This window comes from Mesorhizobium sp. WSM4844 (assembly GCF_055811775.1).
Genome location: NZ_JBVVQB010000032.1, coordinates 52,204 through 74,973, shown reverse-complemented (window position 1 = coordinate 74,973; position 22,770 = coordinate 52,204). Strand labels below are relative to the sequence as shown.

The window sequence follows — 22,770 nt, the reverse complement described above, 5'->3', positions numbered from 1 at the left end:
CCCTGTGATTTCAATGGGGGAAAGCTAGGGAGTAAAAAGGCGCACTCCCCAGCATTGGAGAATATGGGCCGACAGTGGGCAAAAAAGGCACCTTCACTACCAGCAACAGTCCCCAGCTTTCGGCCGAACGGCCTGCTGTTCTGCGGGGTTTCGGGGCGACCAAGTCCAAGCAGAGAACATTGTGGAAAAAATTAGGTGGTAGCGGGAGAGGGACTTGAACCCCCGACCCCAGGATTATGATTCCCGTGCTCTAACCAACTGAGCTACCCCGCCAGGGCGGCGAAAGGCCCGAAATCCGCCTCAAATCAGAGGGCATGTCGAAGCGTTCGCCAAGGTCGGGCGGATATAAGGTTGGGACGCCAAGCCTGTCAAGCATCGATGCAGCCGGTGTCGATGCAGCCGGTCTGGCGCCACACTCCATCGCATCCTGTCGCGTCGCCAAGCTTCACGGTCTTGAGACGTACTTTGTGTGTCCAGGCGGACGCACGTCGCTCTGATGCCGAAAAGCTTTGCCGGGCAGATAATCGGGCACAGAAATGCCGGGTTGAGTTCGGCGGGGCGCGCCGCTATGTCTCGGCCACGAAATTCTAGAGTTGGAATGATGAAACCGCGCATTGCAGTCCTCGGTTGCGGATACTGGGGCAGCAACCACATCCGCACCCTCAAGGCGCTCGGCGCGCTGCACGCGGTCTCGGACGTCAACCCTGCCCGCGCCGAAGGTTTCGCCAGTGAGCAGGATTGCCTGGCGATCGAGCCGGAGGCGCTGTTTGTGCGCAGCGACATCGACGCCATCGTGATGGCGCTGCCGCCGCAGTTCCACGCCGATATGGCAGTGCGCGCCGTCCAGGGCGGCAAGGACGTGCTGGTGGAGAAGCCGATCGCACTGACGGTGGCCGATGCCGAGCGTTCGGTGAAGGCGGCGGTCGACAATGGCCGCGTCTTCATGGTCGGTCATGTGCTGCGCTTTCATCCCGCCTTCGAGACGTTGAAGGCGCTGATCGACAATGGCGAGCTCGGCGAGGTCCGCTATATCCATTCGCACCGGCTCGGGCTCGGCAAATTCCACACCGAGAACGATGCGCTGTGGGACCTGGCGCCGCACGACCTGTCGATGATCCTGGCCATCACCGGCACGGAACCGATCGAGGTGCGTGGAGAAGGGGCAGCGCTCCTCGACAATCTCAGCGATTTCGCGCATCTGCACATGCGTTTTCCCAACGGTCTGCGCAGCCACCTATTCGCGTCGCGGCTCAATCCCTACCGCGAACGGCGGCTGACCGTGGTCGGCACCAAGGCGATGGCGGTGTTCGACGACGTCGAGCCGTGGGAGCGCAAGCTCGCCGTCTACCGCCACGCGGTCTGGCAAGACAGCGGCCAATGGGCCTTCACTACCAACGAGCCGTCCTATGTTGCAGTGGGCGAGGGCATGCCGCTGACGCGAGAGCTCGAGCATTTCATCCAGTGCATCGAGACGCGGGCAGAACCGCGTACCAGCGGCGAGGAAGCCATCAGGGTGCTGCGCATCCTGACCGCTGGCACGGTTGCCCACACCGGATCGTCTTCCTGAGAAAAAGTGCGGGCTGAGAGAAGTGCGGCTGTATCAGAGCCTGATCGATCCCGATAGATCGGGATTATCGTCTATTCGGCGGGAATCTGCGCCGGCCGGGCCGCCAGCCGCGTCAGCATCGCCTCGGCCTCGGCGCCGCGTTCGGAACGCTCGATGAAGCCGCCGCCGAACACGCGGGCCTCGTTGCCGTCGTCGGAATAGAGCACGCAGGCCTGGCCGGGCGCGATACCGGACTCGCCGTCGACCAGTTCCACCGAAGTGATCCCGGCGTTGTGACGCAGCACGGCCGGGCGTGGCGGGCGTGTCGAGCGGACCTTGGCGAAAAGCTCCAGCCCGGCGGCCGGGATATCTGACAGCGCAGCGTCGCCCAGCCAGTTCATGTCGCGCAAATAGATCTTGTGCGTTTCCAGCGCCTCGCGCGGGCCAACGACGACGCGGGCCCGGTCGGCGTCGAGATGGACGACGTAGAGCGGCTCGCCCGAGGCAATGCCGATGCCGCGGCGCTGACCGATCGTGTAGCGCAAAATGCCTTCATGGCGGCCGAGCACGCGGCCGTCGATATGGACGATGTCGCCCGGATTGGCAGCAGTCGGCTTCAGCTTGGCGATGATATCGGAGTACTTGCCCTGCGGCACGAAGCAGATGTCCTGGCTGTCCTGCTTGGCAGCGACCGTCAGCCCCATTTCCTCGGCGATGGCGCGAACCTGCGGCTTCGACAGACCGCCGAGCGGAAAGCGCAGGTAGTCGATCTGCGCCTGTGTGGTGGCGAACAGGAAATAGCTCTGGTCGCGATCTGCGTCGACCGGCCGGTACAGCGCGCGATGGGCGCCGTTGGCGCCGGAGCGGATGTAATGGCCGGTGGCCAGCGCCTCGGCGCCGAGTTCCTTGGCGGTCGCCAGGAGGTCGGCGAATTTCACCGTCTGGTTGCAGGAAACGCAAGGGATCGGCGTTTCGCCGGCCACATAGCTCTCGGCGAAGGGGTCGATCACCGCCTTGCGGAAACGCTCCTCGTAATTGAGCACATAATGCGGAATGCCGAGCGTTTCGGAGACGCGGCGGGCATCGTCGATGTCCTGGCCGGCGCAGCACGAGCCGGCCCGGTGCGTTGCCGCGCCATGGTCGTAGAGCTGCAGCGTGACGCCGACGACATCATAGCCTTCATGCTTCAAAAGGCCGGCAACAACCGACGAATCGACGCCGCCCGACATGGCGACAACGATGCGGGTATCTTCGGGGCGTCCGGGAAGGTCGAGGCTGTTCATGGTTCTTTCGTTCTGCACGGCGCCTGGATGACGGCGCCTGAATGCCAATGGCCGGAATATAGGTCAAGCTTTCCGGGTGCGCCAGCTTCGCGAACCGGCCGATTTTTTTGAACGGATTCGGGCGCTTGCTGGGCAGATGCCTCAAATGCCGACGAAAAGACTAACGCGGCGTTCATGATCCTTACCTAGCTATTAGGGATCGCTTAGGCAAATTTTAAAGCTGTGGCGGTAATGTGGTGGGGATTGGGTCTTTGAGTTTTTAGTAGAGAGTACGATGACCGATCTTGTTAGACCGCGCGTCAAATATGTTATCGGGCCTGACGGCAGCCCCCTTACGATTGCCGATCTGCCGCCGACGAATACACGTCGCTGGGTTATCCGGCGCAAGGCCGAAGTGGTGGCGGCGGTGCGCGGCGGGCTTTTGAGCCTCGAGGAGGCATGCCAGCGCTACAAGCTGACCACCGAGGAATTCCTGTCCTGGCAGGCGTCGATAGATGAATATGGCCTTGCCGGCCTGCGCACGACGCGCATCCAGCAATATCGGCATTAGGGCTGGTTCAAGGATGTCAAAAGGCGCGGCAATCCGCGCCCTTTTTGCTTTGCCGACAGGGTTTTCTCTGCTTCAGACGGTCAGCACCACCTGCCGATCGGGCTGACAAAAGGCATGAGCAGCGCCTGCTTCTTGGAGCAAGCATTTTCGCGTCGACCTTGCCGAGTTCCACAAGCCTGCGCGGTCGGCCCCGAGCCGAACTCGGCCGGAACCTGGTGGGCTGCTCAATCAGATAAGGTCCTGGCCGGAATCGCCTGCGCCCGACATCAGGATGCCCAGGTGCGGGCGGTCGCGGAGCATCAAGGGGATTTGGCAGCGTAGGCCTGAAACTGGCAGTTGCTCGACCTATGAGCGGCGACATTCCAGATGGGCAACGACCTGATCGCTGGGTGCTGACCGGCCTTAAAGCCTTGTTTTCAGCCGATCATGGCGCTGCGGCCGCCGGTCTCGGCGTCACGGATCTTGGTGTCGCGTGATTCGAGCATTTCTGCTTTGGAAAGCTCCGCTTCGGCTTCGCCGAGCAGTGATTCGGCAACGCTACGCTGCTGGGCGAGGTCGCTTTGCGAATTTCTGAGATTGTCGCGGCGCAAGCGTGCTGCCTTGGCGAAGGTCGGATAGGCAAAATGGTTGATGTCGGTGATGCCGGCTTTCTTTTCTTCGGCAGTGATCTGGAGTTCCAGTTCGACAGCCATGCGCTCGAATTCGGCGATCATCATGTCGAGTTGCAGCAACTGCCGCCGCTTCTCGTTCACCTGAAACTGCTTCAGCCGAACGAGGTTTTCACGTGACTTCATGATTCGGTACTCCTGGAAACGCACACCTGCACATATCGTCTAATCCGCCTGGCAAACTCAGGCTTCGACCCGCTTCCACCGACTTTACCAGAACTATGGGAAACAAATTCCTAAAGTTTTTTGCCGGCGGTAACCATTCGTTTACGGGCATTGTTAATCATACGGCTCAGGACTTAAGGCCGGGTAAAAATTCCGGCCCCGACGCGGAAGCACGGCTAGCGAGTCCCTGGAGTCACTTAGTCTGGCTTATTAATGTTTTGCATTAGCGGTTTGGTTCTTAGATTCGCTATTAGATTCAACAAGGTGTAGAAAAGGGTTAAAAAATCTGGTACCGTCAACGGCACGGAATTAGGTTTTGTTAACCATTCGATGGCAGCCTCTGCTCAGGCAATCACTGCTCCGGTCCTGGACGGGTCGTGAAATGGTCCGGCAGCAGAAAAGGGGAATGAAATGCGTGTTCTGCTGATAGAAGATGACAGTGCGACCGCACAGAGCATCGAGCTGATGCTGAAATCGGAAAGTTTCAATGTCTATACAACCGATCTTGGCGAAGAAGGGGTCGATCTAGGTAAGCTCTACGACTACGACATCATCCTTCTCGACCTTAATCTCCCCGACATGTCGGGATACGAGGTGTTGAGAACACTTCGCCTTTCCAAAGTGAAGACGCCGATCCTTATCCTCTCCGGCATGGCCGGCATCGAGGACAAGGTACGTGGCCTCGGCTTCGGCGCAGACGACTATATGACCAAGCCGTTCCACAAGGACGAACTGGTCGCCCGCATCCACGCCATCGTGCGGCGTTCCAAGGGCCATGCCCAGTCGGTCATCACCACCGGCGACCTGGTGGTCAACCTTGATGCCAAGACCGTCGAGGTCGGTGGCCAGCGCGTGCATCTGACCGGCAAGGAATACCAGATGCTGGAGCTGCTCTCGCTGCGCAAGGGCACCACGCTCACGAAGGAAATGTTCCTCAACCACCTTTACGGCGGCATGGACGAACCGGAACTGAAGATCATCGACGTCTTTATCTGCAAGCTGCGCAAGAAGCTCGACGCTGCTTCCGGCGGCCAGAACTACATCGAGACGGTTTGGGGTCGCGGCTACGTGCTGCGCGAGCCGGAAGACATCCGCGTCAGCGCCTGAGCTGACGACGCCGATCCGATCGATTTTTCCGACAAAAATCCGGCTTCGGCCGGATTTTGCGTTTCTATGTCGCAGATATTGGAGCGCCGATTTCCGCGGCCATGCGCCAGCGGCGGCGAATCAGGCGGCAAATCTCAAGGTGCGGAAGCGCTCGAGAAGCTGCGGCCGAGTGAACGGCTTCAGCAGATAGCCTTGGGCGCCGGCGCGCTTTGCCCGCATGATCGAAGCGACGTCGACCTCAACCAGCAAAATCAGGATCTGGGGTTGTATCGGACTTTCCATGGCGCGTACGCGGCGAATGACGTCCTCGGCCTGCATGTCCGGCAAGGCGCCGTCGACAATGATGATATCCGGCATGTCGGCAGTGCACATCTCAACCGCATCAAGCCCGCTGGCAGCTTCGATGACCAGCATGTCGGAACCACCCAGGATGCGTTTTGCAACCCTCCTGATGACGCTCGAATCGTCGATGAACATGCAGCGTTTCATTTCCGGGCCCTCTTTGCCATGCGGCAATCCGGCAGCGTCGCGGTCTGGAAGGCACCGTATGGTCAATCCGGTAAAGAAGCTGAAAAGCCAATAGGTAAAATTCTTGAAAGAACAGCTTTTACGAAAACTTCTTTACCGATGCATCGATCGATCTAGCCTTTGGGGTTCATTTCATTCGACCATGATGGTGCGGTAAATATTGTCTGAACAACGCTCGTCTGTTCGTTCAATCAGCTTGGTAACTTCAAGCAGCCGAGAGAACGATTTCTTCTGCGGTCGCGTGGATCGATATTGTCATGTTCGCCTCGCGCGCCAAAAGCAGTGTGTAGTAAGGCTGCACCGAATGCGCGTCGATCGGTTCTTCAGGCTTGTTGCCGGAATGGAGCTCCAGGAATTTGGGCGGCACGCGCAGCATCGGACCGCTCGCGGCGAGCGCAAAGCGTGGTTCCGTGTCGAGGTTTTCAAGCGTGACCGTAAGCTTGCCGCCACGCGGAATGGCAGCGTTGGCGACGAGAATGAGGTTGAGCAGCAGCTTTACCTTGTTCTTGGGCAGCAGCGCTCGGGGTCCATTCCAGATCAGTTCCGGCTTCTCGTTCTTCAAGAAGGCGATCGCAACGGCCTCGGCATCGCCGGTGTCGATCATCATGCCGGCAGAACCGGCTGCGCCGAAGGCGATGCGGGCGAATTGCAGGCGGGCCGAAGCGTTTCTGGCGCTCTGGCGAATCAATTTCATGGCGTCTTCGTCGGCGCCGCCTTCGTCGAGCAGCTCAAGCCCGTTGTTTATGGCGCCGACCGGCGAAATGATGTCGTGGCAGACCCGGCTGCACAAAAGCGCGGCGAGATCGGGTGCGGAAAGGGTGAAAAGCTCGGCCATCGGCGAAAGTCCCTGCAAAATTTCACTGGAAATGGCCGGGCGATCAACGATCACGCCTGTCCACACGAATCACGCTCGCTCTCCCAAGGCCCACTGAATACACAGCGCCTGAGCGTGCAGCAACAAATCCGGAATTGTCGCTATCGAAAATGGTGTGTTCACGCAGGGTGCGGATACTGCGGGCCGACGCGAAATCAGCGCGAAACCAGCCTACGAACCGCCATCTTCATGTGAAAGCTTAATGGTTGAAAAAGGATTACGGCATAGTTTGTCCTTAACAGTCATCCTTAACGGCCACCAAAGAGCCGCACGGATGCGAGGCGTCGGCGAAAGTGCTCCCTGACGGAGATTGGAAGCATGTTTTCCCGATACTACGACCGGAGTTTTTTCCGTGTCTTCACAGACCGGAGTTTTCTCCGTGTCTTCTCAATGGCGATCGCTCTCATGGGCCTTGTCGTCTTTTCAACCTCGCCTTCGCGGGCCCAGGAATACACCGCTCAGGAGATCGTCGATTCCGGTCATAAATTCTTCGGTGCGACGTCGGGCGGGCTCGCCACCGTCGTGGAGAAGATTTTCTCCTCCTATGGCCTGCCCAATGGCTATTTGCTTGGGGAGGAGGGCTCGGGCGCCCTGATCGGTGGCCTGACCTATGGTGAAGGCACACTCTACACCAAGAATGCCGGCGATCACAAAGTGTTCTGGCAGGGCCCGTCGCTCGGCTGGGATTTTGGCGGCGAGGGCTCGCGGGTGATGATGCTGGTCTATAATCTCGACGATGTGAACAGCCTCTACAATCGTTTCGGCGGCCTTGCCGGCTCCGCCTACCTCGTGGCTGGCGTCGGCTTCAACGTGATGAAGAACAACAATGTGCTGCTGGTGCCGATCCGTACCGGCGTCGGCGCCCGGCTTGGCGTCAATCTCGGCTACCTCAAGCTTACCCAGCGCGCCACCTGGAATCCATTCTGAGCAAGCGGTTGCCTCGTCACCGCGATTGTTTCCAGGATCGACGGTCTGAACAATGCTGCGGCAGACCCTTGCCGCGGCACTGGAATTCCGTCATGCGAACGTGGCACAGTCCCTTACGGTTGTTTGCCGTTCATAACGGATAGTCACCTTGGTTCAGTCGGTCCTGTTCTTTGTCCTCGGCTTTCTCTGCGCCGGCTTTCTGGCGCTGATGATTGCTCCGGCCATCTGGCGGCGGGCCGTGATGCTGACGCGTAAACGCATCGAGGGCTCGATGCCGCTGACGCTGGCCGAGATCCAGGCGGAGAAGGATCGCATCCGCGCCGAGTTCGCCATGGCGACACGTCGGCTTGAGATGAGCGTCAAGGCGTTGCGCGAGAAATCGGCCGAACAGCTTGTCGAGATCGGCCGTGGCCGCGAAGCACTGAAGGAACTGGCGCTCGAGCGGAAGGACAAGGAACACGCCCTTTCCGCGCTCGAGGCCAAGGGCGAAGACCTTCGGCAGCGCAAAGACCAGTTGCAGCTTTTGTCGGATCGGCTTGCTCAAACCGAGCATGCCCTGGAAAAACGTGTGCTCGAGCTGAAAAAACTGGAGCACATGTATGACGACGCCAGCTTTTCTTCCAGCAGCCGTCAGATCGAACTTGTGGCGCGCGAATCCGAATTGCAAAAGCTGGCCGATGATATTTCAGTGCTGCGCGGCCAGCGCAAGGAGGCGGACAGGCGCCAACAGGAGATCGCGGCCGAGAGCAAGGCCGCGCGAGACGCGTTGAAAGCCGAGAAGAAAAGGACCGGCGAACTGGACAAGAAGATCGAGCGCCTGCTCGCCACGCTTGCCGATCGCGAGGACAAGCTTGAACGCCGCGAAAAGGAAATCGCGCGGCTTCGCGAAAAGCTGAAAAGCGAAAGCGTGGAAAATGCGTCGGCAGCGGTGCGTCTCGTCGGAGCGCAAGGCGGTCAGGCCGATGTGGCCGTCAAGGGCGATATGGAAAAAGCTATCGCCAAGCTCGACAGCGACCGGGAGCAATTGGAGGCGAGATTGACGGCACTGGCCAGCGAGAACAAGAGGCTGAAAACGGATCTTGCCGCCGACGCGGCATCCAGATCCGAAGGCGCCAGCGCTGCGTTGCGCGAGCAGATGAGCGACCTGGCGGCGCAGGTCGTAGCCCTGACGGCGAAGCTCGACGGACCGGAATCGCCGATCGCAAAGGTTCTTGCGGCACCCAACCCACCGGGAAGCGGTGAACGCAGCCTTGCCGATCGCGTGCGGGCGCTGCAGCAGGCTGAATCGGCGCATTGAGCCCAGGCAGTGATGCTGACTTCTGCGGCTCAGGTCCTGCTTGCCGAGAAATGATGCAAGGCGATGGCTGACGCGGCGGCGACATTCAGGCTGTCGAAGCCTTCTGTCATATCGATCCGCACCGTCCGCAGGCGGGCGAGCAGCATCTCGGGCAGGCCTTCGCCTTCAGTGCCGAGATAGAGTGCCAGCCGTTCGGTCCTTTTCGCATCGCGGATGTCGGTTTGTCCGCGCGGCGACAATGCGAATTGGCCGAAGCCCAGCCGATCGAGCGCCGCGGTAAAGCCGACGGTCTCAGCGAAGGAGGCAAAAGGAACTTTCAGCGCGGCGCCGACCGAAACGCGGATCGCCTTGCGGTACAGGGGATCGCAGCAGGTCGCGTCCAGAAACACGGCATCGGCGCCGAAGGCGGCGGCGTTGCGAAAGATCGAGCCCATATTGTCATGGTTGGCGATGCCGACCAGCACGACGATCAACGCGCGGGCGGGCAGGGCATCCAGCAAGGCCTCTGCAGGCTGCGCCTCGCCCTTGCGGCCGATCGCCAATATGCCGCGATGCATGTGAAAGCCGGCAATCCTGTCCATAACCTCGCTGGGCGCCACGTAGACCGGAAGGTCCGCGGGCGCCTTGCGCAGGGTTGCGTCGATGCCTGCCAGCCGGTTTTCGAGCACCAGCACCGATTCGGCGGCAAAGCGTTTGGCCGCGAGCAACGTTTCGAGCACCACCTTGCCTTCGGCAACGAAACGACCCTGCCGGCCGGCAAGATCGCGCTCGCGAATGTCGAGATAGGCGGCGACGCGCGGGTCTTGCGGGTCGTCGATACGAATGCTGCGCATGCTTGCCTCAACTGACCCGCATCGGCCCGATCGTGGTGGGTTTTGCGACAGCACGACGCGTGGATCCAAAGTGTCAGAGCGTACCTTCTGCGTCCAAGTGGACGCAAGTCGCTCAAAAGCGCGTCGCGTTCGACCGACCTCAACCGACCTCTCGCGACGCGCTTTAGGTTGTTGTTTATGCATGTCGCTATCGCAAAACCGCTGCACGGGCATGCTTTTGCGCGACATGCATCAGGAGTCGTCAGCGAGGCAAGGGGCGCTCGGACCAGTTCTTATCTTATGCATGTGCCGGCTTTGGGCGACATGCATTGGCCGGTCAAGTCCCGGAGCGACGCGAGCGGTATGCCATCTGCGATAGCTCACCCTCGCCGAAAACCCCGTCCAGCGTGTTGAGAAGTTCGCGCACGGCATCGGATTTGCAGGAATAGTAGATCATCTGCCGGTCGCGCCGGGTCTCGACGAGATCGAGCGCCCGCAGTTTGGCCAGATGCTGTGACAGGGCGGATTGGCTGAGCAGAACCTTTTCGGCGATAGCGCCGACGGACATTTCACCTTCGGCCAGGTGGATCATGATCAACAGTCGTTTCTCGTTGCCCATCAGCGTCAGAAACGAGGCCGCTGATTCGGCATTGGCGATTAGCTTTTTCGAGACCATCGATCCCCCATACCTTCCTGCTCCTCCGGCGCTATGGGGGCAATAGCGTCTGATTCCATAGGCTCACTTGCGAATTTGCGCTGGCGATTCAACGCGACCGGGAAAGCGTAGAACATCTAGCTCAAACCTCAAGACTTGCTTTCGACCCGGCGCGATTAACTGTCGGACTGTGTTTAATCCGCCACTCGGCCGGTTTTTGCCATGTCGACCAGAACATGCCTGAGCTCGCGCGCCGTCCTCAATGGCTCGGGAAAGAACACCCGGCAGATATCGTCGCCCAATGCCAGGTCCATGCCGTCGGCGTCAAAGCCGGTGACGACCCAGCCGTCGCCCGCCGCCTTGGCGAAGTGGCGCGCGTAGACGGCAATTGCGTCGCTATGGTCGGCATTCATATGGTCGAGGGCGGATTGTTCGCCAGCGGCAAGCTCTTCGACGATCGGCGCGGTCGTGACCAGATCGGCGCGTTCGAGCAGGTAGGCCTTGCCAAAGCCGCCGTTGAGACTGGCGCGCTCCAGCTCCAGGCGGAAGATCGAGAAGTCGCCAAGGCCGGCATAGAGCTTCGCCTTGGGGTTGCGGTTGAGATAGCGCCGTTCGGCGCCGGCGTGCTCGTCGGATCCACGCTCAAGCCGTGCCGCCCGACTGACGAGCGTCAACCGTGGGTGCGCCAGCGGGTCGCCCCTGCCGGGCTCGCCGACAAGCAGCGAACAGCGCGGGTCGGCAACGATCGCGCCGGTATGGGCGGACAACATCGATACAAGGATCAGCGGCGTGCCGTCGATATCGGTGGCGACACCAACCCTGCTGGCCAGCGGCGAACCGGTGCCGGGCTCGATCACCGCCAGCGCGCCGAAACGGGCACTGCGGATCAGCGTCTTCGCCAGCCTGATCGCTTCGGCGTCGGTCTCGCGGATCACGTCCTTCTTCCGATCGTTCAAATCCACAGCGTCCTAAGCTGATCTTTGCTCTCCAGTTATCAACCTATCACACGGGATTTGACAAGGGCCCCAGATTTGAAAAGGGCCTCAGTCTCGCTTTCCGAAAGACCGAAGCGTGCCAGCACCGTCGCCGCCTGACAATCGTGATCGGCCGGCATGGCGGCAAGCGTCGGCCGGGAGCGCGAAAAGCGCGGCGCTGGGGCGGGGCGCTCAAGCGCACCCGACTTCAAGAAGGCGTTGCGAGCGCGATTGTGCGGATGATCCCTGGCTTCCCGCAGCGACAAGACCGGTGCGACGCAAGCATCGGTCGCAGCAAAGAGACGGTCCCAGTCGTCCCGTGACTTTTGCCCGACCCGATCGACAATGGCGGCCCGCATCTGCGGCCACAAATTCCTGTCGTATTGGCCGCGTACAAAAATCTGGTCGAGCGGCAGCAGTCTTGCGAATTCGGCGAAGAACCGGGGCTCAAGGCAGCCGACGGCGACGTGCCGTGCGTCCGCGGTCTCATAGGTGTCGTAAAAGGGCGCGCCGGAATCGAGCAGGTTCGTGCCACGCGTGTCACTCCACAGGCCCGCCGCCATCAGGGCGTGCACAGGTGTCGCCAGCATTGAAGCGCCCTCGGTCATCGCGGCGTCGATCACCTGACCCTTGCCGGAGCGCGAGCGCTCAAACAGGGCGGCCAGTGCGCCGGCGACCAGCATCATGGCGCCGCCGCCGTAGTCGGCGACAAGATTGAGCGGTGGGACCGGCCGGCCGCCTTGCTGGCCGATGGCATGCAGCACACCCGAATAGGCGAGGTAGGTGATGTCGTGGCCGGCACGTCCCGATAGCGGACCGTCCTGACCGAAACCCGTCACGCGGCCGTAGATCAGGGCCGGATTGCGCGCCAGAACCGCATCCGGCCCGAGACCAAGCCGCTCCATGACATCGGGACGAAACCCTTCGACCAGCATGTCGGCCTTTTCGGCAAGGCGCAGCACCAGTTCGGCGCCTTCCCAGCGCTTCAGGTCAATCCGCAGGATGGAGCGGCCGTGACAGTCGATGTCGTATTCGTCCGGTAGCGCCAGAAACGGCTGGCTCGACCCAGCCCGCTCGATGCGCAGCACCTCGGCGCCCATCTCCGACAGCATCAGGCCGGCCAGCGGCACGGTCCAAGCCCGGCCATCTCGATCACCGTCAGGCCGGCGAGCGGGCCAGTCTTCGCCTGAAGGGCGACTTCGGCACTCATGGTCGGCTACTTCGGCGCCATGCGGATGGCGCCATCGAGGCGGATGGTCTCGCCGTTGAGCATCTGGTTTTCGATGATATGCAGCACAAGGGCTGCATATTCGGAAGGCTCGCCGAGACGGGACGGGAAGGGCACCGCGGCGCCGAGCGTATCCTGCACCTCTTGCGGCATGCCGGCCATCATCGGCGTCTTGAAGATGCCGGGCGCGATGGTGCAGACGCGAATGCCCGACCGGGCAAGATCGCGCGCCACCGGCAGCGTCATGCCGACGACACCGCCTTTGGAGGCTGAATAGGCCGCCTGGCCGATTTGACCGTCATAGGCGGCGACCGATGCCGTGTTGACGATGACGCCGCGCTCGCCGCCGTCCAGCGGCTCAAGCTTCGCGGCCTGGTCGGCGACGAGGCGGATCATGTTGAAGGTGCCGATCAAATTGACCTCGATCACCTTGCGGTATTGGTCGAGCGGGTGCGGACCGTCCTTGCCGATCGTCTTCATGCCGATGGCGATGCCGGCGCAATTGACCAGGATACGGGGTTCGCCGAACTTTTTTACCACTTCTGCCACTGAAGCAGCACCGCCGTCGGCGCTGCTTACGTCGCATTGGATGGCGATGCCGCCGATATCGGCCGCGATCTTCGCCGCACGCTCGATGCCGAGGTCGAGGATGGCAACGCCGGCGCCCTTTGCAGCCAGTGCACGTGCCGTCGCTTCTCCGAGGCCGGAGCCGCCACCGGTGACGATCGCAATCTGGCCGTTCGGGTTCATGTCGGCGTCCTCCGTCTAAAGCGCGTCGAACTTGAACGGACTCAATCGAAGCGCTTTAAATCTCTGTTTTTATTGCATCTCGTTACCCAAAACCGCTGCGCACTTTTGGGCGACATGCACCATCGGCAACATGCTACGAAGCCTGACAGTATGGCGCAACAGCATCCGGATGGTCACGCCATCGCGGCGATTTGCGCGGCAATCCTTGCCTGATCGGCGTGGCAAACCTCGCCTACCAGCCGTGCCATCGCGCCCGGCACGATCTCATGCGACAACAGCCGGTCAGGATCGACCGGGCGCGGCATGGAGATTTGCCCACGCGGGATTCTCTTGAAGCCGAGCGGGCGGTAATAGGGCTCGTCGCCGACAAGCATCACCGCCGGCATGCCGGCCTTGGCGGCTGCCTCCAGCGCGATCGCCACCAGCCGGCGGCCAATGCCGAGATTCTTGTAGGCCGGCCGCACGGCAAGCGGTCCGAGCATCAGCGCGCGGCCGGCGCCGGCCGCGATGCGCGTCATGCGCACAGAGGCGACGACGATATCGCCATCGACGGCCACGAAGGACAGAGCGCGTTCATGCGGGCCGCCCTCACGGATCTTGTAGGCGCCCAGCACGAAACGGCCCGGCCCGAAGGCTTCGTCGTTGATGGTTTCGATTTCGGGGTCATGCGCCGGAGTTTCCGGCAGGTATTTCACGTCGGCAAGGCTCATGGTCTTTGCGTTCCGGGTAGACGGGGAAAGGTTTGCTGCAAACGGCAGCGTTCGCCAGTCAGCGCTTCATCAAGCGCGGGCGCCCTTTCGTCGTCGGTCGAACCGGATCAAGGCAAAGTCAAGCATCGGGATTTTCCGCTAGCACCAATCTTCAGCCACTGCAATCGGCCGTTTGCTGCCGCCATTCGTTTGCCGCCTTCGTTTGCCGTCATTCGTCTGCCGCACCGGGCGATTGACGAACTGTTCAACGCCTGGCGATTTCCGCATCGTCGGTTTGTGCCTACATCCCTACGAAGAGGAAAGGACATCACATGGGATTGCTGGTCGAAGGCAAATGGCAGGACAGCGGGTACGACACCAAGGCGAGCGACGGCGAATTCGTGCGGGCGCAGTCGCAATGGCGCGACTGGGTCACGGTTGACGGCAGGCCCGCCGAAGGCCGCACGCGCGGCTTCAAGGCCGAGCCGGGCCGCTACCATCTCTATGTCTCGCTTGCCTGTCCCTGGGCGCACCGGACGCTGATCTTTCGGGCACTGAAAAAGCTCGAGGACGTGATTTCCGTCTCGGTCGTCCATCATTTCATGGGCGCCAACGGCTGGACCTTCGTGGCCGAGGACGGCGCCACCGGCGATACGCTCTACGGCCTCGACTTCCTGCATCAGATCTACACCAAGACCGATCCCGCCTATTCCGGCCGCGTGACGGTGCCGGTTCTGTGGGACAGGCGAGAACAGACAATCGTCTGCAACGAGTCCTCCGAGATCATTCGGATGCTCAATTCAGCCTTCGACAAATGGGGCGATGCCAGCCTCGATTTCTATCCGAAAGCACTGCGCGGCGAAATCGACGCGGTCAACGCTCTGGTCTATCCATCAGTCAACAACGGTGTCTATCGCGCCGGCTTCGCCACCACGCAAGCGGCCTATGAGAAAGCGTTCGGCGAACTGTTCGCGGCGCTCGACCAGCTCGAGGATCGCCTATCTCGCCAGCGTTATCTCGTCGGTGACCGCATCACCGAGGCCGATTGGCGGCTGTTCACCACGCTGGTTCGCTTCGACCCGGTCTATGTCGGCCATTTCAAGTGCAACCTGCGCCGCATCGCCGACTATCCGAACCTGTCGAACTATCTGCGCGACCTCTACCAGGTCCCGGGCGTCGCCGGCACGGTGAGCCTGCACCACATCAAGGCGCACTATTACGGCAGCCACGCAACGATCAACCCGACGCACATCGTGCCGGTCGGGCCGGAACTGGACTACGCGGCGCGGCATGATCGGGCGCGGTTCAGGAAGGCAGCGTGATCTACCAGAAGGGCGATGCCGCCGCGCCGCTGAAAATCTCGGCAATCCGCCGCAACGTGGCCGGCGTCGTTGCTTCCGGCAGGCGGTCGAGCGGAAAGAAGCCGGCTGCGGCGATCTCGCGGTCCGGCAGCTTCGGCGCCGTCTGATTGAACTGCTCGACCAAATAGAGGCCGACATGGTCGCGGCGGCTGGCCCGACGGTTGAAATGCATCGATTTCAGCACCGGCGGCGCGGTCAATGCAATGTTGCCCTCCTCGGAGAGCTCGCGCGCCAACGCCTCGATCATCGTCTCGCCCAGCTCGACGCCCCCGCCGGGAAGCTGCCAGCCCGGTACATAGGTATGGCGAATGAGGAAGACGGAACTGGACGTGCGATCGTGGATCAAGCCACGCACCCCAAGCGTCATCGGCCGCCGCAGCACGAAGTACAGATGAAACAGCCTTGCCCTGAGACCCGGCCAGCCGGTCTGGCGGAAAGCTTGCTCCGGATCGGGCCGCATCATCACCCACGAAACCGTGGGTGGAAAGCAGCGCGTGCGTCGCTTATGAAGGAGGGATGTTCAGGCTCGCGCATATTTCCGATATCCACTTGGGACCGCTTCCCGGTGTAACCTATCGCGATCTCGCCTCCAAGCGGGTGGTCGGTTACGTCAACTGGCAGCGCAATCGCCGCCGCCACATGCGCGACGCCGTCATCGACACCATCGTCGCCGATATCAAGGCGAGCGCACCCGATCACCTTGCCGTCACCGGCGATCTGGTCAATCTGGCGCTCGATGGCGAGATCGAGATGGGCAAGCACTGGCTGGAGACGCTGGGCTCCCCCGACGATGTGTCGGTCGTTCCGGGAAACCACGACGCCTATGTGCCCGGTGCTTTCGACAAGTCCTGCCGGTCGTGGACGGCGTGGATGACCGGCGACGGCGTCAATACGCCGGTCGACCGCGAAGCCTTTCCCTATCTGCGCGTGCGTGGCAACGTCGCGCTGATCGGTGTCACGACGGCGCGGGCGACGGCTCCGTTCATGGCCAACGGCTTTTTTCTGGAAGACCAGGCGGAAAGGCTGCGGGACGTGCTCGATGCCACGGCCAAACGCGGGCTGTTCCGGGTGATCATGATCCACCATCCGCCGGTGCGCGGCGCCGTTTCGCAGCCCAAGCGGCTGTTCGGCATTGCCCGCTTCCAAAAGGTCGTTCAGCGGCACGGGGCCGAGCTTGTGCTGCACGGCCATTCGCACGAGCCGACGCTGTTCTCGATCAATGGGCGCGGCGCCAAAATTCCAGTGGTCGGCGTCGCTGCCGCAGGGCAGGCGCCAGGCGGCAGGCGTCCAGCGGCGCAATATAATCTGCTGGAGATCGATGGTGAAATAGGCAACTGGCGGCTCAGGCTGACGCGACGTGGCCTGACCGGGCCGGCCATCCCGCCTGCCGATCTGGAGGTTGTGGAGCTTGGCGCGGACGCTATGGCGTGAAACTCAGTCCCATCGCAACGAGGCGGTCCCAGAACAACACGATCGATACCGCCAGCCCGACCAGGGCGCCGGCAGCGATCAGGCTGAGACCGGAGAGAAAGGCTGACCAACGCTTGCGGCGCTTGACGGATCGCAGCGGCGGCTCGGCTTCCGGGACCAAGGCACGTTTCAGGCCGGCAGCCTGCTCGACCCCGCCTTCCAGCATTCTCTGGCGTTCGATGACGCGCTCCGCGACGTAGCGCGTCACCTGATCGGCAACCGGTTTCATCTCGGTCGATTCGGCGAGCACCACGCGGCCGATGCGCGTGTCCTTGAGGAAGCGATAGGTGCGGCGGTCGCGCCCCATGGCGACATGGCTGACGGCGTCGATCCAGAGGCGGGGCTGCAGCCCGGACGAGACGGCGAAGTCGAAATTGTCCATGTCGGCGGGCACGTCGGCGAAGACCGGCGCGAGTTCGGCGGCAAGCAATTCGAGCCGCATGCGATGCGCTTCGCGCATGTCGACCACGACGTCGTCGCGGTCGGCGAAAGCGTTTTTCACGTCGCGGATGGCGTCCGACAATTTTCGCGACTCATCGGCCTGGCTTATGGTCTCGGCTGCATCCTTCATCGGCGTTGCCTCGCGTTTGGTTAACACCGAATTAACATAGTCGTTGGCAAAATGCAGCAAAATGCGCTTGCGAGATCGATAGGCGGCTTGCAAAATCCGGCCCGAAGCCGCGCTTTGACAGGGATCAGCCCGCTGCGGGAGCGGAGTTTGGACGAAGCGGCCTGCTGCGGCGTTTCATGTTGCGGCGGACGATCTCGGCGATCAGGCCGGGCGCTTCCTCGACCAGCATATGGCCCGCCTCCGACACGTGGTGCAGGTGGAAATGCGCCGGCAGACCATCGGCTTGGCTGAAGGGCAGCACCGCGTCATCGGTCCCCCAGACCACAATCACCGGCATAGCCAGGGTTTCGAGCCGTTCGCGCGGGATGACGCCCTGCCGATCATCCTTGGTCATGGCGGCCGCGATCTCGACAAGTTTGTGCAACTGGCCGGGACGGGCACGCATTTCGCCAAGCATATCCACGATTCGCTCCGAGGGCGGGCTTTGCGGTCCGGACATGGCGGCGAGGCAGGCGCGAATTTCACTTTTCCCGGCTGCTGCGGCGTAACGGCGCAACAGCGGGCCATTGATCTCAGTGCCAAACCCACCCGGCGCCAGAAGCGTCAGCGAGGCTATCCTTGCGGGTTCGGCCAGTGCCATCAGCACAGCCGCCGCCCCGCCCATCGAATGGCCGACGAGATGCACCCTCCTGATTCTGCGTGCGGCGAGGTCTGCCAGAACAGCCCGGGCGGCCGCCTTGGCCGGACCGCCACCCGGGAACTCGAGGGACAGCCCATGGCCCGGAAGATCATAGGCCAGCGTCCGTGAATCAGGTGCCAGTGTCGAAATCACCTCGTGCCAGTCGCCGTGGCAACCGCCGAAGCCATGCAGAAATACAACCGTCTTCGGGCCGGCGCCCCGTTCGGCAGCGTAAAGCGATGAAATCATGAAATCTATGGTTTTACGCGAATTCGGATGTGGCGGGATTGCGTCTTGTACCAAGTTTTTGCGATCGGCCGTGCTGGTCGCAAGGACTAGCTGGCATTGCCGAGCCCGGCGGCACGCAAAGCCTCGACCAGCCGCTCGGTCAGATCGGCGGGGTATCTCCGCTCGACAAAAGCCGCGCGCGGATCGGCAGCGAATTTCGGGAACTTGACAGTCAACTCGTCCAGAAGTTCGTGCGCCAGTTGATCGCGGCCGGCGGCCTTGGCAGTGATCAGCCGCGCAGCCAGATAGTGCGATTTCGTCGGCGTCGCTTGCAGCGCATCGCTGGCAAGCGCGGCCTTGTTCATATCGCCAGCCATGAACTGGCCGACGAAAAGCCCGTAATCCCACCAGGTCGGATGGGCGCTGGAGGTTTCGGCGGCGTGAGCAAGGATCGGTGTCCCCTCCCTGTACCTGCCGGCGAAAATCAGCCCGTAGGCGTAAGCTGCTGCCATGCTGAGGTCGTAAGGATTGAGTTCGTAGGCCTTGCGCATCCAGCGGATCGATTCCTCCGAATTGCCGAGGCGGGAATTGAGATAGCCATAGGCACGGTGGGCATAGGGGCTGGTCGGCCCCATCTGCACGGCGCGACGCGCCAGCGACATCGCCTGTTCGATCGTTGCGCCGGCTGGATAGGCGTAGTGATCTGTGCCCGCCTCGAGATGCAGGGTCGCCAGCTCCGAAAAGACCAGCGACGATTTCGCATCCCGATCGACCAGGATTTCGAGGCAGCGATAGGCAGCCTCATGGGTTTTGGCGCCCTGGTCGAGATAGTATTTGTCGTTGAGCAGCAGACATTCCGTCAGGCCGGTCTGAAGGCCGCTCTGTTCGATATAGTTGTAGATCGCGCCCGAGGCGGGAACGGCCGAACTCAAAATGCCGGCGACACTGTCCTCGACGGTGGAGGGTGTGCTGTCGGCGGCAGTCAAGTTGCGCGACAGCAGGACCCGCCCGGTCGCCACGCTTTGAAGCTCCAGCGTGACGTCGCCTGCCGTTGGCCCCGGCAAGACATCGAATACGAAGCTGATCGCATCGGCGACCGAATCGGGCTGGCCGTCAGCATCGCGACCGATGAAGCTGACCGTGTCGAAGCGGCTGAGGCCGGCGCGCAGCGATGCGGCGACGCGGGCAGCCTCGGCACTGTTGGTTTTCACCGCAATGTAGACGAGCGGAAGGCTTTCAGCCGGAGCCCATGGCGCAATGCTGCCGGTTGCCACCGCATTTTCAATCGTCGGCGCGGCATCGCTTCCGGCCAGCAATGCGCTGCCTCCCTGACGAAGGATCAGCACGCCCAGCATGGCGATGACCAGAGCGATCGCCAGCCAGAAGAACTGGAGATGGCGCAGCAGCGAGGGTGCCGGCTGGCGAACGACGGGGGACATCAACGATGCGGCAGGTGCGGCCATGCCGGGTTCTTCGGGCGATTCCGGCAAGGTGGCCGCCGCTTCGACGTGTTCCGCCGACGCCGGCTCGACCGGCAGGCGGATCGCGTTGAGTTCATAGGATGGAACATAGCCGCCACGCGGAATGGCAATGCGGATCGGCTCGGCAACACCCTCATTGGCAAAGTAATGCTGCAGAAGCTCGCGCAGCCTGCCCGCCTGCACCCGCACCACGGCGTCGGTCGACGGATCGAAATCGCCGTCCTTGCCGAAAACATCCATCGCGATGGAAAAGCCCTTGAGCTTGTCGGCTTCGCCTGCCTGCTCGCGCTCGACCAGATAGCGAAGCAGCTTACGCGCTCGTTCGGATCTCCCGAACGTTTCGCTGGCTAGCAATCGCTCCAGCGTCTCGCGCACTGCGGGGGCGGCAGGCGTGGCATGCTGCAAGTGTCGATCCTCTCGAAGTCGGCACAGGTTAAGACGCAATCATATAGCGCCTGCACTGCCATACAAGCATGCATCCATTATGCGATCGCGTACCCCACCGGATAATATTCCGGTGGTTAATGGCGCGAAAGACTGGGGCAGGATGATACCATCCGGGGTCATCTTGCTCCAGCTCAGCTCCTCTAGTCGGCCTTTCCGCCGACGATGCGATTGGCGGCGGAAACCACGGCTTCCAGCGAAGCGGCGACGATATTGGTGTTGATGCCGGCGCCGAACAGCTTGCCGCCGGGATGCTCCATCTCGACATAGGAGATGGCCGAGGCATTCGAGCCGCGCTGCATGGAGTGCTCCGAATAGTCGAGCACCGACATCGGCACGCCGACATGGCGCGACAGCGCGTCGACAAAGCCGTCGATCGGGCCGGTTCCGGAGCCTGATATCGTCACCTCCTTGCCGCTGTCGAGGATGATCGCCTCCACCGCGCGCCGCCCCTTGATCTCGATGTCGGGATAAGTGTGGTGGTCGAGGAATTTCAGCCGCGCGCCGGGCTGATCGACGTAGGTTTCGAGAAAGCGCTCGTAGATGCGCTTGGCCGGCACCTCCTTGCCTTCGGTGTCGGTGATCGCCTGGATCGCTTGACTGAACTCGATCTGCAGGTTGCGGGGCAGATTGAGGCCGTAGTCCGCCTGCAGCACATAGGCGATGCCGCCCTTGCCGGACTGCGAGTTGATGCGGATGATCGCCTCGTAGTTGCGCCCGACATCGGCCGGGTCGATCGGCAGATAGGGCACTTCCCAGTACGGCGTGTTGGCCTTGCGCAACGCCTTCATGCCCTTGTTGATGGCATCCTGGTGCGAGCCGGAAAAGGCGGTGTAGACGAGCTCGCCGACATAGGGATGGCGCTCGGGGATCTTCAACTGGTTCGAATATTCGTAGACGTCCTTCATCCGGTTGATGTCGGAGCAGTCGAGCTCGGGATCGACGCCTTGCGTGTACATGTTAAGCGCCAGCGTGACGATGTCGACATTGCCGGTGCGCTCGCCATTGCCGAACAGCGTGCCTTCGACGCGGTCCGCGCCCGCCATCAGGCCGAGTTCGGTGGTGGCGATCCCGGTGCCGCGGTCGTTGTGCGGATGCAGCGAGATGAGCAGGTTCTCGCGGTTGTCGAGATTGCGGCACATCCATTCGATGCGATCGGCATAGATGTTGGGTGTCGACATCTCGACCGTGGACGGCAGGTTGATGATCAGCTTGTTTTCCGGCGTCGGCTTCATGATTTCGGTGACGGCGTTGCAGATTTCCAGCGCCACTTCGAGCTCGGTGCCGGTAAAGCTCTCCGGCGAATATTCGAAACGATAGAAGCCGCCGGCCTTCGCTGCCATGTCGGTGATCATCTTGGCCGCATCGGTGGCGATCCGCCTGATGCCGGCGACGTCCTTCTCGAAGACGACGCGGCGCTGCAGTTCGCTGGTCGAATTGTAGAAATGCACGATCGGGTTGGTGGCGCCCTGCAGCGCCTCGAAAGTGCGGGTGATCAGTTCCGGCCGGCACTGCACCAGCACCTGCAGCGAGACATCGTCTGATACATTGCCCTCTTCGATGCACCAGCGGGCGAAATCGAAGTCGGTCTGCGAGGCCGACGGGAAACCGATCTCGATCTCCTTGAAGCCCATGTCGAGGAGCAGGGCGAACATGCGCGCCTTGCGCTCGTGGCCCATCGGATCGATCAGCGCCTGGTTGCCGTCGCGCAGGTCGACCGAGCACCAGATCGGCGCCTTGTCGATGACCTTCGAAGGCCACACGCGGTCGGTGAGACCGACGGTCGGGTAGGGTTGGTATTTGCGGGCTGCCTCCGGCATGCCCCGGGCTGCCCCCGGCATGGCCCGGGCATCCTGGCCCATCTCCCCGCTGTCTGAGCGGATCTCTTCTCGTGCGTTCATTGTCGTCTCTCCCGGCGGCTCGCGGGATCCGCCTTCAGGCGGATTTGGTGTCGAGCGGCGCCTTTACCAGATGTTCATTTGATGTTGACTTGCCAATTTTGAAACTGGCCAAGGAGCATGCGCGTGAGCGGCGGTTCGACCGCCGGGCGCTCCTTCAGCGAACCCGGCGATCGCCGATAAGGCCGAGCAGCAGCAGAGCGGAAGCAAGCGCGCGCACGGTCTCGCCAGCAAAGCCGGTCTGACGGGAAGCGACGGAGGTGGCGCGGTTGGTCATGGCGGTTTCCATACAGGAGCAGCCAAAGCGAGGCAAGTGGGGCCGAACGACAGTGTCGTAAGCACACGAGTTGTCCGGATTAGGTAGCACGTGAGTTGACCGGTTTTATTACCAGCGGATGGTGGCTGGGGATGAGACGGACAGCATGGCAACCCAGCGTCGAACACTCGCGCCCACAGCGACATCGGCCGTCTCTCGATCGAACCTGGCGCCGACTGGAACAAAAAACGTTCCTGCGTTGTTCTCCAACCGTCCCGATGTTCGAAGGGGCTGGGTTATACGCCGGCCAGAGGCGATCCTTGCGGCAG

22 protein-coding genes and 1 tRNA gene are annotated in these 22,770 nt (G+C 61.9%); 7 read left to right on the top strand and 16 right to left on the bottom strand.

The genetic code is table 11. The annotated features are described in order from the left end of the window. Positions 1–196 precede the first annotated feature (196 nt). Positions 197–273, bottom strand: a tRNA-Met gene (locus AC0L2A_RS22990). Between the two features lie 328 nt (positions 274–601). Here AC0L2A_RS22990 and AC0L2A_RS22985 point away from each other — a divergent pair. Beyond that, positions 602–1,567 (top strand): Gfo/Idh/MocA family protein, encoded by a 966-nt coding sequence (locus AC0L2A_RS22985; RefSeq protein WP_023797942.1) that lies wholly within the window; start codon positions 602–604, stop codon positions 1,565–1,567. Between the two features lie 71 nt (positions 1,568–1,638). On the opposite strand, the gene mnmA is transcribed toward AC0L2A_RS22985, so the two are convergent. Then, the gene (mnmA, locus tag AC0L2A_RS22980) at positions 1,639–2,829 is read right to left on the bottom strand and encodes a tRNA 2-thiouridine(34) synthase MnmA (protein ID WP_077380422.1); all 1,191 of its coding nucleotides are present in this window, start codon (positions 2,827–2,829) and stop codon (positions 1,639–1,641) included. Positions 2,830–3,103: 274 nt separating this feature from the next. On the opposite strand from mnmA, the gene sciP reads away from it, so the two are divergent. Beyond that, positions 3,104–3,379 carry a CtrA inhibitor SciP gene (sciP, locus tag AC0L2A_RS22975; RefSeq protein ID WP_006203587.1) on the top strand — a complete coding sequence of 92 codons (276 nt, stop codon included), beginning with the start codon at positions 3,104–3,106 and terminating at the stop codon, positions 3,377–3,379. A gap of 416 nt (positions 3,380–3,795) precedes the next feature. Here sciP and AC0L2A_RS22970 read toward each other — a convergent pair whose 3' ends face one another. Next, on the bottom strand, positions 3,796–4,173 hold the full coding sequence (locus tag AC0L2A_RS22970; RefSeq protein ID WP_029349790.1) for a flagellar export protein FliJ: 378 nt from the start codon (positions 4,171–4,173) through the stop codon (positions 3,796–3,798). Positions 4,174–4,623: 450 nt separating this feature from the next. Here AC0L2A_RS22970 and ctrA point away from each other — a divergent pair, with 450 nt between their 5' ends. Further along, positions 4,624–5,319, top strand: a complete 696-nt coding sequence (gene ctrA / locus AC0L2A_RS22965) for a response regulator transcription factor CtrA (protein WP_006203583.1) — start codon at positions 4,624–4,626, stop codon at positions 5,317–5,319. A 120-nt stretch (positions 5,320–5,439) separates the two neighbouring features. Here the strand turns inward: ctrA and AC0L2A_RS22960 are convergent, their stop codons facing one another. Both AC0L2A_RS22960 and chpT read right to left on the bottom strand, forming a co-directional pair. Next, complete coding sequence (locus AC0L2A_RS22960; RefSeq protein WP_027150933.1) at positions 5,440–5,808, bottom strand: response regulator; 369 nt, start codon at positions 5,806–5,808, stop codon at positions 5,440–5,442. Positions 5,809–6,052: 244 nt separating this feature from the next. Beyond that, the gene (gene chpT / locus AC0L2A_RS22955; protein WP_287219960.1) at positions 6,053–6,682 is read right to left on the bottom strand and encodes a histidine phosphotransferase ChpT; all 630 of its coding nucleotides are present in this window, start codon (positions 6,680–6,682) and stop codon (positions 6,053–6,055) included. A 357-nt stretch (positions 6,683–7,039) separates the two neighbouring features. On the opposite strand from chpT, the gene AC0L2A_RS22950 reads away from it, so the two are divergent. Both AC0L2A_RS22950 and AC0L2A_RS22945 read left to right on the top strand, forming a co-directional pair. After that, positions 7,040–7,648 (top strand): DUF1134 domain-containing protein, encoded by a 609-nt coding sequence (locus tag AC0L2A_RS22950; RefSeq protein WP_023797936.1) that lies wholly within the window; start codon positions 7,040–7,042, stop codon positions 7,646–7,648. Positions 7,649–7,796: 148 nt separating this feature from the next. Continuing rightward, on the top strand, positions 7,797–8,945 hold the full coding sequence (locus AC0L2A_RS22945) for a coiled-coil domain-containing protein (RefSeq protein WP_473610789.1): 1,149 nt from the start codon (positions 7,797–7,799) through the stop codon (positions 8,943–8,945). Between the two features lie 29 nt (positions 8,946–8,974). On the opposite strand, the gene AC0L2A_RS22940 is transcribed toward AC0L2A_RS22945, so the two are convergent. The 6 genes from AC0L2A_RS22940 to AC0L2A_RS22915 form a co-directional block, all read right to left on the bottom strand. Further along, on the bottom strand, positions 8,975–9,778 hold the full coding sequence (locus AC0L2A_RS22940) for a TrmH family RNA methyltransferase (RefSeq protein ID WP_473610788.1): 804 nt from the start codon (positions 9,776–9,778) through the stop codon (positions 8,975–8,977). Positions 9,779–10,094: 316 nt separating this feature from the next. Continuing rightward, entirely contained in the window at positions 10,095–10,433 is a 339-nt protein-coding gene (locus AC0L2A_RS22935) for an ArsR/SmtB family transcription factor (protein ID WP_128169352.1), read from the bottom strand. 173 nt (positions 10,434–10,606) lie between these two features. After that, positions 10,607–11,368, bottom strand: a complete 762-nt coding sequence (locus AC0L2A_RS22930; protein WP_473610787.1) for a HugZ family pyridoxamine 5'-phosphate oxidase — start codon at positions 11,366–11,368, stop codon at positions 10,607–10,609. A gap of 38 nt (positions 11,369–11,406) precedes the next feature. Continuing rightward, on the bottom strand, positions 11,407–12,516 hold the full coding sequence (locus AC0L2A_RS22925) for a CaiB/BaiF CoA transferase family protein (RefSeq protein ID WP_473610786.1): 1,110 nt from the start codon (positions 12,514–12,516) through the stop codon (positions 11,407–11,409). An 86-nt stretch (positions 12,517–12,602) separates the two neighbouring features. Then, on the bottom strand, positions 12,603–13,364 hold the full coding sequence (locus tag AC0L2A_RS22920) for a 3-hydroxyacyl-CoA dehydrogenase (protein ID WP_128248040.1): 762 nt from the start codon (positions 13,362–13,364) through the stop codon (positions 12,603–12,605). Positions 13,365–13,537: 173 nt separating this feature from the next. Next, positions 13,538–14,074 carry a GNAT family N-acetyltransferase gene (locus AC0L2A_RS22915; protein WP_473610784.1) on the bottom strand — a complete coding sequence of 179 codons (537 nt, stop codon included), beginning with the start codon at positions 14,072–14,074 and terminating at the stop codon, positions 13,538–13,540. Between the two features lie 311 nt (positions 14,075–14,385). Between AC0L2A_RS22915 and AC0L2A_RS22910 the strand changes: the two genes are divergently transcribed. After that, on the top strand, positions 14,386–15,375 hold the full coding sequence (locus AC0L2A_RS22910; protein ID WP_473610783.1) for a glutathione S-transferase family protein: 990 nt from the start codon (positions 14,386–14,388) through the stop codon (positions 15,373–15,375). 1 nt (position 15,376) lies between these two features. On the opposite strand, the gene AC0L2A_RS22905 is transcribed toward AC0L2A_RS22910, so the two are convergent. After that, positions 15,377–15,877, bottom strand: coding sequence for an NUDIX domain-containing protein (locus tag AC0L2A_RS22905; protein WP_031254497.1), 501 nt, complete (start codon positions 15,875–15,877; stop codon positions 15,377–15,379). A 53-nt stretch (positions 15,878–15,930) separates the two neighbouring features. On the opposite strand from AC0L2A_RS22905, the gene AC0L2A_RS22900 reads away from it, so the two are divergent. Continuing rightward, entirely contained in the window at positions 15,931–16,845 is a 915-nt protein-coding gene (locus AC0L2A_RS22900; protein ID WP_023797927.1) for a metallophosphoesterase family protein, read from the top strand. Here AC0L2A_RS22900 and AC0L2A_RS22895 read toward each other — a convergent pair. The 4 genes from AC0L2A_RS22895 to leuA form a co-directional block, all read right to left on the bottom strand. Further along, entirely contained in the window at positions 16,835–17,455 is a 621-nt protein-coding gene (locus AC0L2A_RS22895) for a hypothetical protein (protein ID WP_128186874.1), read from the bottom strand. The genes AC0L2A_RS22900 and AC0L2A_RS22895 overlap by 11 nt on opposite strands. Positions 17,456–17,579: 124 nt before the next feature. After that, the gene (locus AC0L2A_RS22890; protein ID WP_473610781.1) at positions 17,580–18,383 is read right to left on the bottom strand and encodes an alpha/beta fold hydrolase; all 804 of its coding nucleotides are present in this window, start codon (positions 18,381–18,383) and stop codon (positions 17,580–17,582) included. An 86-nt stretch (positions 18,384–18,469) separates the two neighbouring features. Beyond that, a complete protein-coding gene (locus AC0L2A_RS22885; protein ID WP_473610780.1) occupies positions 18,470–20,248 on the bottom strand; it encodes a hypothetical protein in 1,779 nt (592 codons plus the stop codon). 182 nt (positions 20,249–20,430) lie between these two features. Next, positions 20,431–22,149: a 2-isopropylmalate synthase gene (leuA, locus tag AC0L2A_RS22880; protein ID WP_473610796.1), complete on the bottom strand. Its 1,719-nt coding sequence runs from the start codon at positions 22,147–22,149 to the stop codon at positions 20,431–20,433. Positions 22,150–22,770: the final 621 nt, after the last annotated feature.

Coding starts and splice junctions, on each gene's coding strand:
- AC0L2A_RS22985 (WP_023797942.1), top strand. CDS start 602: ATGAAACCGCGCATTGCAGTCCTCGGTTGCGGATACTGGGGCAGCAAC.
- mnmA (WP_077380422.1), bottom strand. CDS start 2,829: ATGAACAGCCTCGACCTTCCCGGACGCCCCGAAGATACCCGCATCGTT.
- sciP (WP_006203587.1), top strand. CDS start 3,104: ATGACCGATCTTGTTAGACCGCGCGTCAAATATGTTATCGGGCCTGAC.
- AC0L2A_RS22970 (WP_029349790.1), bottom strand. CDS start 4,173: ATGAAGTCACGTGAAAACCTCGTTCGGCTGAAGCAGTTTCAGGTGAAC.
- ctrA (WP_006203583.1), top strand. CDS start 4,624: ATGCGTGTTCTGCTGATAGAAGATGACAGTGCGACCGCACAGAGCATC.
- AC0L2A_RS22960 (WP_027150933.1), bottom strand. CDS start 5,808: ATGAAACGCTGCATGTTCATCGACGATTCGAGCGTCATCAGGAGGGTT.
- chpT (WP_287219960.1), bottom strand. CDS start 6,682: ATGGCCGAGCTTTTCACCCTTTCCGCACCCGATCTCGCCGCGCTTTTG.
- AC0L2A_RS22950 (WP_023797936.1), top strand. CDS start 7,040: ATGTTTTCCCGATACTACGACCGGAGTTTTTTCCGTGTCTTCACAGAC.
- AC0L2A_RS22940 (WP_473610788.1), bottom strand. CDS start 9,778: ATGCGCAGCATTCGTATCGACGACCCGCAAGACCCGCGCGTCGCCGCC.
- AC0L2A_RS22935 (WP_128169352.1), bottom strand. CDS start 10,433: ATGGTCTCGAAAAAGCTAATCGCCAATGCCGAATCAGCGGCCTCGTTT.
- AC0L2A_RS22920 (WP_128248040.1), bottom strand. CDS start 13,364: ATGAACCCGAACGGCCAGATTGCGATCGTCACCGGTGGCGGCTCCGGC.
- AC0L2A_RS22915 (WP_473610784.1), bottom strand. CDS start 14,074: ATGAGCCTTGCCGACGTGAAATACCTGCCGGAAACTCCGGCGCATGAC.
- AC0L2A_RS22910 (WP_473610783.1), top strand. CDS start 14,386: ATGGGATTGCTGGTCGAAGGCAAATGGCAGGACAGCGGGTACGACACC.
- AC0L2A_RS22905 (WP_031254497.1), bottom strand. CDS start 15,877: ATGATGCGGCCCGATCCGGAGCAAGCTTTCCGCCAGACCGGCTGGCCG.
- AC0L2A_RS22900 (WP_023797927.1), top strand. CDS start 15,931: ATGTTCAGGCTCGCGCATATTTCCGATATCCACTTGGGACCGCTTCCC.
- AC0L2A_RS22895 (WP_128186874.1), bottom strand. CDS start 17,455: ATGAAGGATGCAGCCGAGACCATAAGCCAGGCCGATGAGTCGCGAAAA.
- AC0L2A_RS22890 (WP_473610781.1), bottom strand. CDS start 18,383: ATGATTTCATCGCTTTACGCTGCCGAACGGGGCGCCGGCCCGAAGACG.
- leuA (WP_473610796.1), bottom strand. CDS start 22,149: ATGGGCCAGGATGCCCGGGCCATGCCGGGGGCAGCCCGGGGCATGCCG.